Here is a 13,156-nt window from a genome sequence, read left to right on the forward strand (position 1 = left end):
TACACGGTATTTACTACGGACAATGACAGCGACCAGTTACCACGAACCGGTATTACTTCAGGCTTGCGTTGAAGGATTGAACCTCAAACCCGGCGGCACCTACGTTGACGTGACGTTTGGGGGCGGTGGTCATTCGCGCGCGATTTTACGGCAGCTGGCACCAGGACCGGATTCGGCGGGGCGGCTCATTGTGTTTGATCAGGACCCCGACGCCCGCGCCAATGCCGACGCCATCGACGACCCGCGTTTGACGTTTGTGGCGGCCAATTTCCGGCATTTGAAGCGGTATTTACGCTTGTATAAAATCGATCAGGTGGATGGTATTCTGGCCGATCTGGGCATTTCGTCGCACCAGATCGACACGCCCGAACGCGGGTTTTCCACCCGTTTCGATGCCGATCTGGACATGCGCATGAGCCAGTCGGGCGAGCTGACGGCCCGGAAAGTGATCAATGACTACCCGGAAGATCAGTTGCATAAAATCTTTGGGATGTATGGCGAAGTGACCAACGCCCGAACACTGGCCGGGGTCATTGCGGCCAGCCGCGTAAATCGTCCCTTCGAAACGATCAACGATCTGAAGGCGGTTTTGCAACGCTACGCGCCACGGGGACGGGAGTATAAATATTTTGCCCAGGTTTTTCAGGCGCTGCGCATCGAGGTGAATCAGGAGTTGGTTACCTTGGAAGAGTTTCTGACGCAGGTGCCGGAGGTGCTGGCTCCCGGCGGTCGGCTGGTGGTGATGGCGTATCATTCGCTGGAAGACCGGCTGGTGAAAAACTTCATCAAGTCGGGTAATTTTCGGGGTGATATTGAAAAGGATTTATACGGAAACGAGATCAAACCGCTCCAGTCCGTCACGCGCAAACCGATTGAAGCCTCGGCTGAAGAAGTGGCTCGGAATCCGCGGGCGAGAAGCGCGAAACTCCGGATTGCCGAGAAGTTGTAGCATACCTGATTCCCAGTAACGAGATGGCACAAAACACGTACAAATCACAGCCCAAAGCCCCGGTGGTGAAGAAGAAAAAGGAAAACCGGCTTATGAATTACCTGAACCACACCATTGGTTTTGAGCGGCTTTTCGGGGAAGACAACGCCTGGCCCATCAAGCATTTCGACCGCATTATGTGGATCTCGTTTCTGCTGATTTTTTACATTGGCTTCAACCACAACGCCGAACGACTGGTTCGGAATATCCAGCGGGTAAAAGCCGCCGTTGATGAAAAACGGGCGAAATACACCACCTTGCAGGCCGACTTCATGAAGAGCGGCAAACAATCGGAAATCAGTAAACAAGTCCTGGCAACGGGATTGACAGAGCCCGTGACTCCGCCCCTGAAAATCGTCGTTAAACCGGAAGAAACACAGCCATGAACGTTAAAAAAGCCATTCTGCGCCGGGCTACCATTGCCTCTGTGGCCATTTGTGTGTTTGCCATTGCGATCATCGGGCAACTGGTGAAAGTGCAGTTTTTTCGGAGTCAGGACGGAACTTTGTGGAAAGAACGCATTACGCAGTCGCACATCCGGCGCGATACGTTGCGAGCCACACGCGGTAATATTTATTCGAGCAATGGCAGCTTTCTGGCCACGTCGCTGCCCTATTATTACGTCGGGATTGACCCGCTCATTGCCAAAACCGATTCGTTTAACAAGAAAATCGACTCGCTTGGCCTCTTGCTGGCGCAGAAATTTGGCGATCGTTCGCGGGACGAATACGCGTATATGATTCGGAAGGCGCGGGAAAACGAACGCCAGTACCTGTTGCTCAACCGGAAAAAAATTACGTACCAGGAACGGATGGAAATGCAGAAATGGCCTTTTTTTCGTCGCGATCGCTCAAAAAGCGGTTTGGGGGGAGGCAAGTTCGACGCGGTCTATCAACGTTACCATCCATACGGGCGAATGGCGCTGCGGACAGTTGGCTACCTGAATCCCGAAACCGCCAAAGGATTCGTCGGGCTGGAGTCCAGTTTTCAGAAGGAATTAGCGGGTAAGAACGGGGTCGGTCTGGTAGAAGCGCTGTCGGGTGGTGTGCGCATGCCGATCGAGGACGGTTCCGACATCAAACCGGAGCCGGGGCTGGATATTTACACGACCATCGACGTCAATTTTCAGGATATGGCCGAAACCGCTTTGCTGCACGGGTTGGAAAAATACGAAGCGGAACAAGGTTGCCTGGTCGTGATGGAAGTAGAAACCGGCGAAATCCGGGCGATGGCAAACCTGACATTCCGCAATGGCAAATACGTTGAAAACTTCAACCATGCGCTGGCGGGCGGCACCGACCCCGGCTCGACCTTCAAACTGCCGACGATGGTGGCGCTGCTGGAAGAAAAAATGATCCGGCCCGAACAGATGGTGCACACGGGGGGCGGAGTGGTGTCGTACTACGGTCGCCGGATTTCCGACGCCAAACGGGGCGGTCACGGCAGCATTACGGCGCAGCAGGTTTTCGAAAAATCGTCGAACGTGGGTGTTCACATGCTGATGAGCGGTTTTTATAACCGCCCGGACACCTATTGCCGGTACATGCGCCGTTTCAAACTGGATAAACCGATCGGCCTGCGGCTCAATGGCGAAACAAAACCGGTGGTTCCCAATCCGCAGTCGCCGGGCTGGAGCCGACTGTCGCTGAACTCGATGGCAATTGGGTATGAACTGAAACTGACGCCCTTGCAGATGCTGACGTTTTACAACGCTATTGCCAACGATGGCAAGTGGGTGCAGCCGATGCTGGTCAAACAGGTTCGGCGCGCCAACGAAGTGGTGAAAGAATACGAACCGTTTGTATCGCAGGAACCGCTTTGCAGCCAGAAAACCATTCGGATCGTGAAAAATATGCTGGAAGGCGTCGTGGAACGCGGAACGGCCAAGAAAAGCAAAAGTCCGTATTACCGGTTTGCCGGAAAAACCGGTACGGCCCAGAAACTGATCAACGGCCGGTATCAGGTCGGGAAATATTATACGTCGTTCATTGGCTATTTCCCCGCCGAAAAACCGAAATACAGCATTTGCGTAGTAGTCGATTCACCTCATGGCGCCAACATCGATCTGTTGTACGGCGGCAGTGTATCGGCCCCGGTTTTTCGCGAAATTGCCGACCGGATTTTTGCGTATGATGTTCGGATGCACCGGCCCGTCGCCATTGCGTCCAAACCCGCCCGTCAGTCCGGCGATGGCATCAAAGCCGGTTTTGCCGACGACATCCGGACCATCAGCACGGAGCTGAACATGGATGCCCAACCCAATGCCGAGGGCTGGGTAACGCCCGAAAAACAGGGTTCCAAAACGCAGTGGGTGAGTCAAACCGCCCGCGAAAAAGTTCCCGATCTGCGCGGTATGACGCTGCGCGATGCCTTACACCTGCTCGAAAACCGGGGCTTTCGGGTGCGGTTTGAAGGCTACGGGAAGGTGATCGACCAGTCGGTTCCGCCGGGCGATCCGCTGCCGAGTCCGCGCAAAATCACACTTACCCTACGACAGGCCGCCAAACCGGATACGCTGGTGGTGGCTCTAAACAAAAAAAACCAATCCGGAAGATAACCGTCAACTTGACCGTCTTCCCATCGTATTATGCAGTTAACCAGTCTTTTATATAAAGTACCGTTGCAATCGACGTCCGGTGATATGAACGTCGAGGTCGGGAAATTAACCATGGATTCGCGGCAGGCGGCTCCCGGCGGTTTATTTGCGGCCATTCGCGGCACGCAAACCGACGGCCATCAGTTTATCGGCAAAGCCGTTGAGCAGGGCGCTGCCGTTATCTTGTGTGAAGAATTGCCCGAAAACCGCTCGGAACAGGTGACTTACGTCCAGGTTCAGGACAGCAGTTATGCGCTGGGGCTGATTGCGGCCAATTTCTACAACCATCCGTCCCGCAAATTAAAACTGGTGGGCGTAACGGGTACCAACGGCAAAACCTCGACGGCAACCTTACTCTTCCGGCTTTTCCAGCGCATGGGCTACCGGTCGGGTCTGCTGTCGACGGTGCAGAACCAGATCGACGAGACGGTTATTCCGGCGACCCACACCACACCCGACACCATTGCGCTGAACGAGTTGCTGGAACAAATGGTCCAGCGCGGCTGTACGCACTGTTTTATGGAAGTGAGTTCGCATGCAATGGTGCAGCAGCGGGTAGCCGGTTTGCAGTTTGCCGGTGGGATTTTTACGAACATCACCCACGATCACCTCGATTTTCATCACACGTTTGATAATTACATCAAGGCCAAAAAAAGCTTTTTTGATCAACTGCCCGCGTCGGCCTTTGCGCTCACCAACCTGGACGATAAACGCGGGCTGGTGATGCTGCAAAATACCGCGGCCCGCAAAGAAAGCTACTCGCTGCAAACGCTGGGGTCGTTCAAGGGGCGGATTTTGTCGGAAGGTTTGTTTGGCATGCAGATGGACGTCGATGGGCGGGAAGTGTGGTTCAAACTGACGGGTCGGTTCAACGCCTATAACCTGCTGGCGGTTTACGGCGCAGCGGTTTTGCTGGGCGAAGATCCCGAAGAATCGCTGACGCAGCTTTCCGACTTGCCGAGTCCGCCGGGCCGGTTTGAGATGGTGATTTCGGACAGTAAGATTGTCGGGATTGTCGATTACGCGCACACGCCCGATGCGCTGCAAAACGTGCTGGAAACGATTGCCGGTTTGCGGCAGGGCAATGAGCGGGTCATTACGGTGGTGGGTTGCGGAGGAAACCGTGATGCGGCCAAGCGTCCGATCATGGCCGAAATTGCCTGTAAATTCAGCGATCGGGTGATTCTGACGTCCGACAATCCACGGAACGAAGATCCGATGGCGATTCTGGAACAGATGCAGGCCGGTGTGCCGCCGATTCATTTCAAGAAAACCCAAACGATCGAGGATCGGCACGAAGCCATTTACCGGGCCGTTGAACTGGCCCAACCCAACGATGTCATTTTAATCGCCGGAAAAGGCCACGAAACCTATCAGGAAATCAAGGGCGTCAAACATGATTTCGACGACCGCAAAGTGCTCCGTGCCGCCTTTCAACAATCATGAGTTTGATGGTTTTAATGGCTAAAAAGGGTTAAATGGTTTAGATTGTTAACTGGTTACTAGATGCATGCGAACCGTTTTAGCCATTTAACCCTTAAAGCCATCCAACCTTTTTGGCCGTCAAAACCGTCCTAAAGTAATTCAACATACTGACTTTATGCTCTATTACCTTTTTACGTACCTCGATCAGCAATTTGACTTTCCCGGTGCTGGGGTTTTTCAGTATTTATCATTTCGGGCGGGCGCGGCCATTACGCTGTCGCTGCTGATTGCCGCCGTTTACGGACGGGAGATCATCGACCGGCTCCGGAGTTTGCAGATTGGCGAGGAAATCCGGGATCTGGGGCTGGAAGGACAAATGCAGAAACGCGGTACGCCGACGATGGGCGGTTTTATCATCCTGGCGTCGCTGGTTTTCCCAACCTTGTTGTTCGCCAAATTGACCAACGTGTACATCGTTCTGCTGCTGGTTTCGACGATCTGGACGGGAATGATCGGTTTTATCGACGACTACATCAAGGTTTTCAAGAAAAATAAGGAGGGTTTACAGGGCAAGTTCAAGGTTGTCGGGCAGGTTGGGCTGGGGCTGATTGTTGGCTTGACGCTCTATTTCAACGAGCACGTCAAAATCCGGGTGTATAAACCGGGTCTGATCAATACGTCGATCGGTCAGGTGGAAAACGGTGCGTATCAGGATATTAAATCGATGTCGACCACGGTTCCGTTCCTGAAGAATAATGACTTCAATTACACGTCGTTGCTGCCCGATTTCATCCCCGACGAATACACCTGGATTCTGTACGTCGCCATTGTCATCTTCATTGTCACGGCGGTTTCCAACGGCGCCAACATTACCGACGGCATCGACGGTTTAGCTGCCGGAACATCCGTGATCATCGGCCTGACGCTGGGCGTATTTGCCTATCTGTCGAACAACAAACCGTTTTCGCAATACCTGAACATCATGTACATCCCCAATTCGGGCGAAATGGTGATTTTCTGCGCGGCTTTTGTGGGAGCCTGCATCGGTTTTTTATGGTACAATTCTTACCCGGCGCAGGTTTTCATGGGTGATACCGGGAGTTTGATGCTGGGAAGTATCATCGCCGTTCTGGCGCTGGCCACCCGCAAGGAACTGCTGATTCCGATTGTCTGCGGTATTTTTCTGGTCGAACTCGTGTCGGTTATCATGCAGGTCAGTTATTTCCGGTACACCAAGCGAAGGTACGGCGAAGGACGGCGAATCTTTCTGATGTCGCCCTTACACCACCATTTTCAGAAAAAAGGCTACCACGAAGCCAAAATCGTCACCCGGTTCTGGATTGTCGCCATCATTTTGGCGGTTATTAGTCTGGTGACGCTGAAATTGCGCTGATGGAGGTTGCCATTCACCGTCGGCACCGGGCATTCGGTGCAAGATTCCGGTTCGGAACAGCCAGCGGCAGTTGGCAGAACAGAACGGGATAAGTACCTTTGGCAATGTCTTCCCGCCTAAGTCTGCTCATTGGCGTTCTGTGCATCAGTATCTTCCCGGTTTTGGTAAAATCAACGCCCATTTCCGGCATCAGTGATGCGTTTTACCGCATGAGTATCGCCACCGTTCTGCTCTGGCCTTATGTGGTCATTAGCCGGAAATGGGAGCCGAAAACGCTTCATTACTGGAAACCGATCATCATTTGCAGAGTCTTTTTTGCAACCGATATTGCGGTTTGGAATCTATCGATTCACTATTCAACCGCCACACAAGCCAGTTTGCTGACTAACCTGTCGCCCATCTGGGTGGGAATCAGCACCTTTTTGTTTTTCCCCGAAAAACCGAATAAATTCTTCTGGCTGGGAACGGCCCTCGCAGTGGTCGGCCTGGTGTTGCTGATGGGCGTTGAGACCTTTGTTCAAATGAAATTCGACCTCGGTTTTTTATTGGCAGTACTATCGGGCCTGTTATACGCCGGTTACATCGTGGTGAGCAAAACGGTTTTGAAACGCGTATCGATCCTGAATTTTATGGCTTGCAGCACAACGGTTTCGAGTCTTTTTCTGCTGACCGTTTGCGGGCTTCTGCACGAACCACTCTGGGGTTTTGAACGCCGAATCTGGGGTTCATTGCTCATTCAGGCGCTGATTTGCCAGCTGCTGGGCTGGTTTTCGGTCAGTTACGCGCTTCAGAAGATCGACGCGCAACGGGTTTCGCTGAGCTTACTCAGTCAGGCCGTTGTAACCGGTTTTATCGCCTGGGTGTTCATCGACGAGAAAATCACGTTTCAAATGATTCTGGGCGGAATCATTATTCTGCTGGGCATTGCCGTCACGTTTAAACGTACCGTATCCACAGCCTAAAGAGCGGCCGTACGCCCGTAGGTTCGTTAACCGGTTACCTGTCGAACCATGGCTTCGAGTTTCTGAAGCGGCAGCACACCCGACTGCCGCCAGACAATTTTGCCCTTGTGGAACAAAATCATCGTCGGTACGCTCTGGATCTGGTAGGTGCCGGAAGCCCAGCGGCTTTTGTCGACGTCGACTTTGATGATCCGGAGCTTGTCGCCCGTTCGTTCGGCGAGTTGTTTCAGTGTGGGAGCCAGCACTTTACAGGGCCCGCACCAGTCGGCGTAAAAGTCGACCAGTACGGGTTTGTCTCCCCGGATAATATCGTGAAACGATTCGTTTTGGGCCGTGTTTGTTGCGTTGCTCATAAGGATTACCGGGCAAAATAGACACCGGCACGTTCATAACAACGGCATCCGGCAGGAAGTTTTAGCCATAGAAACTATTTACTGGCCTGAGCCGTCATGGTGTTCAGATTGGTGAGCGCCGTCACGTGAATAATTTTCCACTTTCCGTCGATCTTTTCCACCACGCGCGATTCTTTTGAATCGGTTTTGCCATGGCTATCCAGCAGCGTTTGGTCGTACCACACAAAAGCCATATTTCCGTTCTGGTGAATCGTATAGTTTGCGTTTTTGACCGTTACATTGTCGGCCGGTCGTCCGCTTTTGAACTGGTTCCGGAACTGCTTTTCCATATTTCCCCACCCTTTGATCAGGGTAAAATCGCCACCGTAGAGATTGGCGGCAAACGAAATATAAGGCGTGTGGGCCCAGCAATCTGCCCACTTGGCCTTGTCGCGCTTAAAGAAACCCACCGTTTCATTGTAGAGTACATTTTTGATGGCGGCATGATCAGTTTGCCCAAAGCCGGATAGAACCGGGCCAACCAGGACGACGCATAAAATAAGAAGCTTTTTCATGATCGTATCAGGGAATGGTGTAGTATGAAGATAGTTTATTTTATTGTAATAATCAAATAATATTTTGTATTTTAACTGTTTATACGTATAATGTAACAACCGCTATTTACTTTCGGGACGATGTCTGACCAAACCGCCACCAGCCGGGCAGAAATGCCCAAAGCCGCCAATCCGATTCTGGAACGCAGAACCGTTGAAAACAGCAACCGTAATTTGTTGAAACACCTGAAACCGGGCCTGTCGGTGCTGGATGTGGGCTGTGGTTCCGGCGCCATCACGCGCGGCATTGCCGAACGGGTCGGCCCGCAAGGCCGTGTACTGGGGATCGATCCCAGCGAGAACCTGATTGTTCAGGCCCGCTCACATTCCGAATCCCTTCCGCAACTGGCTTTTCAACAGGCGGATATTTACAGCTACGAGACCGCCGAACGGTTCGATATCGTGACCTGTGCGCGCGTGCTGCAATGGCTGGCAAAACCGGAAGAAGCCCTGGCTCGAATGGCTAATCTGGTAAAGCCGGGCGGTTTTCTGGCCGTGCTGGACTACAATCACGAGAAAGTGGAATGGACGCCCGAGCCTCCCGAGGCTATGCGAAAATTCTACGGAGCGTTTCTGAAATGGCGGCAGGAAGCCGGTTTCGACAATGCGATTGCCGATAACCTGAAAGCCCACTTTGAGCAACTCGGTTTTACGGAAATAACGATTGAGCCGCAGTTTGAAAGCAGTGTGAAGACCGAACCGACCTTTGCCGTCGCCAGTCGCATTTGGTCGGAAGTGGCCGAACTCCGTGGTCCGCAGTTGGTGAGGGACGGCTATGTTTCGGAAGAAGACCGGCTGGCGGCTATTGAAGCCTACGATCAGTGGATTGCCACGACCGGCGAATCCATGCAGTTGTATTTACTGGCAGTGGAAGCGAAGAAATAGTATTCGGTTTACGGTTTTCCGGATGCGGTTGGCTGACGCATGATAAAAAGAACGCGTCAGCCAACCGAATACCGTAAAACCTACTTCTTAACCGATTTGACGGTTATTTCGAACGCCAGTGGTGTGTAAGGCGGAACGACGTAATAGCCTTTCGACTGGTCATAACTGCCCTGCACGCCATAGCCCCGCAACGATGGAAACACCAGCAAGGCTTTGTCGCCCACTTTCAGTTTGGTGACACCCATACTGAACCCTTCAATGTATTGTCCGGACCCAGCGACGAAGGTTAGCGAGTCACTCTTATCGAAAGGCGTTGTTCCGCGAAGTGAATTGGCCGTATAGGCAACGGTAACGGTATTCCCCGCAGCTATGGTCGAACCAGTTCCAGGCGTAATTCGATATACCCGGATACTATTGGCAGTGTCAATTGGAGCAGACAAATTTTTGATAGTGACGTAATCGTCTATTTGCTGTTCTTCTGTCCGTGACCGAATTAATTTCACATCGAAGATGACAGCACTATAAGCGGGCATTTTGTCTTTGCGGGTATCGTTCCCGAATCCAATGCTGGAAGGCATGAAAAACCGTCCGGTTTGACCTTCTTTCAGCAACAGGAAACCTTCTTCCAGGCCCTGAACGACTACACCCGATAAAAACGGAATATAGGCCGATTTCGTGGCGTTGGCGCTATCGACCAAAACCGCTTTTTTCGTCGTTGGATCGATATACGACAAGGTATAGGTAAACTCCAGTTCATTGGCTGGGGTGGCTGCTTTGCCGGAGGCTGAAACACCACTGATCAGATAGTATAATCCCGAAGGGGAGAGGGTTACTTTGTCCTGTAACTGGTTGGCCGTGAGGTAATCTTTAATTTGCTGATCGTTCAAAGCCGCCTGGCCTGCATTCGGATCGGTGAGATCGTTATTGAAACAGGAAGTCAGCCCGACCATCAGCAACAAGGCAATAAATACACTTAGATGCTTGGAATTCATGCTCGCAATTAAATTCATATAGAATAGATAAGGTGTAACTCTACTAATGACCCCATAGTCTGAGAAAGCGTTGCAATAAACGATAAAATTACGGGATTAATCGGCCTTCACCTTCCTTTAATGTCCAAAAACGATCTGCGAACTGGGGTTGGTTTTTTAACGCTTTCCGCAATTCTTCGACGGGTTCGTACTCGCCATCGTCGGCCAGCGGAAAGGTGCCGTAGTGAATCGCCACGCTCTGCTGTGAACGGATATCTTCGTGAATCTGAACGGCTTGGGCGGGTGAACAGTGAATGGGCGACATGAACCACGCCGGTCGAAAAGCTCCAATCGGAACCAACGAAAGCCGGATCGGCCCGAACTGCTCGCCAATTTTTTTGAAGAAGGGGCCGTAACCTGTATCCCCGACAAAATACAATTTTCCGGCGGCTTTACTGTCGATCAAAAAACCGCACCAGAGTGTGGCATCCCGGTCGAACATGCCGCGTCCGGAGAAATGCTGCGCTGGCACGCAATGGATCCTGGTGCTGTCGTTAAAAGCGAGTGAATGGTTCCAATCCATTTCCGTAACCCGCTGGCAGCCTTGGTCTTCCAAAAACGCCTTTACCCCCAGCGGGCAATAGACTTGCGGCTGATCGCGTTGGCAGAGTTTCTTGACGGTTTCAATGTCCAGGTGGTCCCAGTGGTTGTGACTCAGCAAGAGAATATCGATTTTGGGAATATCGTCGAACCGAATACCGGGCGGGCGATTCCGCGCCGGACCCGCCCACTGAAACGGACTGGTTCGCTCGTACCAAACCGGGTCGGTCATCACGTTCAGGCTGTCGAATTGGAGCAAAACCGTGGAGTGGTTGACAAACGTGATGCGAACCTCAGCACCCGCAACGCGGCCGGGCGGGGGAGGGCCGGGCGGCTCGTTATGGAAAGCACCCCACGGTTTTTTATCCCGACCCGACAGCATCCATTCGAGGGCTTCTTTCAGGCCTTTGGCCTGCGCGCCGTTGTAATTATGAAATTGCTTGCCGTCGAAATGGTCGCTTACCGGGCCTTTGTAACCGGGCGCAGAAATGAGGTATCCAATGGTCAGGATAACAATCACCGCGACAACAATAAAGATCAAAAGACCCAGCAGAATTTTCGGAAACATAAGGTGACCGGTTTACAACAGCACCTTATCGATCTTGTGAACCACGCCGTTGGTTGCGGTCACGTTGGCGCGGGTCACCGTAGCGGGTGCGGCAATGCCGTTGCTCTTGACGGTAACCGCACTTCCGGTCGAATTGACGGTCAGTTTACCGGTACTGTACGCCGTTACATCGCCCGTTGTCAGGTCGTTGGAATACAAGCGTCCCGACACCACGTGGTTGGCCAGAATGGCGGTCAGCATAGCCACCGGCACTTTATTGATCGTGTCGGCGGTGCTCAGTTTCAACGCGCGGAACGCACTGTTCGTGGGCGCAAAGGTGGTATACGGCGAAGTGCCCGTCAGCACTCCCGCCAGGGTCGGGTTTACGGTGGCAATCCGCAGGGCAGCTGCTCCCAGCAACGACAGGCTGGTATCCGCCTGAACGACGCCCACCAGACTTCCACCGCTACCGGTTGGCGGAGGTAACAAAATGTGATCGATGACGTGAATCACCCCATTGGCGACCTGGACATCCGGTTTGGTGACTTTCGCGCCGTTGATGAATAACCCGCTCGTTCCATTGGTAATGTACGCTAAAACCGCCTGATTATTAATGCTTAAGGAAGTTTGGACGGCTTTGTTTTTTTCCATTGGAAAACCAGACGAGGCCACCGCAGCTTTTAAGACGTGGTATTGCAAAATACCGGTCAACTGCTCTTTGGTCAGGGCCGTTAGCGAGGTGGCGTCGGTTACGCCGGATGCCCGGAAGGCGGCATCGTTGGGCGCAAAAACCGTCAGGTTCGGATTTTTGAAGGCATCGAGCTGACCAGCCTGCAACATGGCCGCTTTCAGAATGCTGAAGTCACTGTTCTCAGAAACATAATCGGCAACGGTTTTGGGTTGGGCGGGAGCGTCTTCTTTTTCGTTGTCGCAACTGGTCGCGAATGTAAAAAGAGTGACGAAAACCGCCAGCAGCACGGTGCGGGACTGGAAAGGGGAAAAGCGCGTTTTTTTCATGTAAAAGCGATCAATAAGTAAGATTAAGTGCTTTATCAGGTCGGACAGACGGTTCAGCCTGTTATCTTTATGCCGAACACAGTTCAGAACGAATCCGGTATTCGGTTTATTGAACAGAATGAATGGTTACAATTACGTTACAAAATTACCAAATCCTTTGTTAAACTTACTTTTTTGACAAACCCATGAAAGAAAAATTGCTCGTATTGGTTCTCCTGGTCGTGGTTGCCGTCGGTTTTATGGCACCAACCAAAAAAGTCAAACTCTTCAACGGAAAAGATTTGACGGGCTGGAAAATCTACGGTACCGAAAAGTGGTATGTGGCTGATGGAGAGCTGGTCTGCGAAAGCGGCCCCGACAAAGGATACGGTTATCTGGCAACGGATAAATTTTACAAGAATTTCGATCTGTCGCTGGAGTTTAAGCAGGAAGCCAACGGCAACAGCGGGGTTTTCATCCGCTCGACGGTAGAAGGAACGAAAGTGAGTGGCTGGCAGGTTGAAGTGGCTCCGCCAAACCACGATACGGGCGGTATTTACGAATCCTACGGACGCGGTTGGCTGATTCAGATTCCGGACGAAAAAGAAACGATTCTGAAACCGGAGCAGTGGAACAAGCTTCGTATCCGCGCCGAGGGCGATCGCGTACAGACCTGGCTCAACGGCAAAGAAATGGTCGATTACAAAGATGAGAAAATCGGGAAAGGCGAAGGCGGTATTGCCCTCCAGATTCACGATGGGGGCGGTATCAAAGTTCGCTGGAAAAATATGGAGCTACAGCCGTTGTAATTCCATAAGGACTGGGAAACGCTGGACGATGAATGGCC

At 52.2% G+C, this 13,156-nt stretch carries 13 protein-coding genes; 8 read left to right on the forward strand and 5 right to left on the reverse strand.

The genetic code is table 11. The features are described from left to right. Window positions 1–22 precede the first annotated feature (22 nt). From rsmH to EHT25_RS28670, 6 genes are all read left to right on the forward strand, one after another. Window positions 23–949: a 16S rRNA (cytosine(1402)-N(4))-methyltransferase RsmH gene (gene rsmH, locus EHT25_RS28645; protein WP_124878876.1), complete on the forward strand. Its 927-nt coding sequence runs from the start codon at window positions 23–25 to the stop codon at window positions 947–949. A 23-nt stretch (window positions 950–972) separates the two neighbouring features. Beyond that, the gene (locus tag EHT25_RS28650; RefSeq protein ID WP_124878877.1) at window positions 973–1,374 is read left to right on the forward strand and encodes an FtsL-like putative cell division protein; all 402 of its coding nucleotides are present in this window, start codon (window positions 973–975) and stop codon (window positions 1,372–1,374) included. Then, window positions 1,371–3,545: a PASTA domain-containing penicillin-binding protein gene (locus EHT25_RS28655; protein WP_124878878.1), complete on the forward strand. Its 2,175-nt coding sequence runs from the start codon at window positions 1,371–1,373 to the stop codon at window positions 3,543–3,545. Before EHT25_RS28650 ends, EHT25_RS28655 begins: the two co-directional genes overlap by 4 nt. Before the next feature lie 30 nt (window positions 3,546–3,575). Beyond that, the gene (locus tag EHT25_RS28660; protein WP_124878879.1) at window positions 3,576–5,030 is read left to right on the forward strand and encodes a UDP-N-acetylmuramoyl-L-alanyl-D-glutamate--2,6-diaminopimelate ligase; all 1,455 of its coding nucleotides are present in this window, start codon (window positions 3,576–3,578) and stop codon (window positions 5,028–5,030) included. Window positions 5,031–5,184: 154 nt separating this feature from the next. Next, complete coding sequence (gene mraY, locus EHT25_RS28665; protein WP_124878880.1) at window positions 5,185–6,402, forward strand: phospho-N-acetylmuramoyl-pentapeptide-transferase; 1,218 nt, start codon at window positions 5,185–5,187, stop codon at window positions 6,400–6,402. A gap of 104 nt (window positions 6,403–6,506) precedes the next feature. Next, window positions 6,507–7,364 (forward strand): DMT family transporter, encoded by an 858-nt coding sequence (locus EHT25_RS28670; protein ID WP_185731517.1) that lies wholly within the window; start codon window positions 6,507–6,509, stop codon window positions 7,362–7,364. A 26-nt stretch (window positions 7,365–7,390) separates the two neighbouring features. On the opposite strand, the gene trxA is transcribed toward EHT25_RS28670, so the two are convergent. After that, window positions 7,391–7,717 (reverse strand): thioredoxin, encoded by a 327-nt coding sequence (gene trxA / locus EHT25_RS28675; protein ID WP_124878882.1) that lies wholly within the window; start codon window positions 7,715–7,717, stop codon window positions 7,391–7,393. Between the two features lie 74 nt (window positions 7,718–7,791). Beyond that, a complete protein-coding gene (locus EHT25_RS28680; protein ID WP_124878883.1) occupies window positions 7,792–8,271 on the reverse strand; it encodes a Cif family virulence factor in 480 nt (159 codons plus the stop codon). 120 nt (window positions 8,272–8,391) lie between these two features. Between EHT25_RS28680 and EHT25_RS28685 the strand changes: the two genes are divergently transcribed. Further along, the gene (locus tag EHT25_RS28685; RefSeq protein WP_124878884.1) at window positions 8,392–9,195 is read left to right on the forward strand and encodes a class I SAM-dependent methyltransferase; all 804 of its coding nucleotides are present in this window, start codon (window positions 8,392–8,394) and stop codon (window positions 9,193–9,195) included. 80 nt (window positions 9,196–9,275) lie between these two features. On the opposite strand, the gene EHT25_RS28690 is transcribed toward EHT25_RS28685, so the two are convergent. The 3 genes from EHT25_RS28690 to EHT25_RS28700 all read right to left on the reverse strand — a co-directional run bounded on the left by EHT25_RS28690 (window position 9,276) and on the right by EHT25_RS28700 (window position 12,330). After that, the gene (locus EHT25_RS28690) at window positions 9,276–10,205 is read right to left on the reverse strand and encodes an FKBP-type peptidyl-prolyl cis-trans isomerase (RefSeq protein ID WP_124878885.1); all 930 of its coding nucleotides are present in this window, start codon (window positions 10,203–10,205) and stop codon (window positions 9,276–9,278) included. 70 nt (window positions 10,206–10,275) lie between these two features. Beyond that, on the reverse strand, window positions 10,276–11,334 hold the full coding sequence (locus EHT25_RS28695; RefSeq protein ID WP_124878886.1) for an MBL fold metallo-hydrolase: 1,059 nt from the start codon (window positions 11,332–11,334) through the stop codon (window positions 10,276–10,278). 12 nt (window positions 11,335–11,346) lie between these two features. Next, a complete protein-coding gene (locus tag EHT25_RS28700) occupies window positions 11,347–12,330 on the reverse strand; it encodes a fasciclin domain-containing protein (RefSeq protein WP_124878887.1) in 984 nt (327 codons plus the stop codon). 185 nt (window positions 12,331–12,515) lie between these two features. On the opposite strand from EHT25_RS28700, the gene EHT25_RS28705 reads away from it, so the two are divergent. Beyond that, window positions 12,516–13,118, forward strand: a complete 603-nt coding sequence (locus EHT25_RS28705) for a 3-keto-disaccharide hydrolase (RefSeq protein WP_124878888.1) — start codon at window positions 12,516–12,518, stop codon at window positions 13,116–13,118. Window positions 13,119–13,156 lie beyond the last annotated feature (38 nt).

It is taken from the genome of Larkinella rosea (genome assembly GCF_003858635.1).
In the GTDB taxonomy this organism is placed as follows: domain Bacteria; phylum Bacteroidota; class Bacteroidia; order Cytophagales; family Spirosomataceae; genus Larkinella; species Larkinella rosea.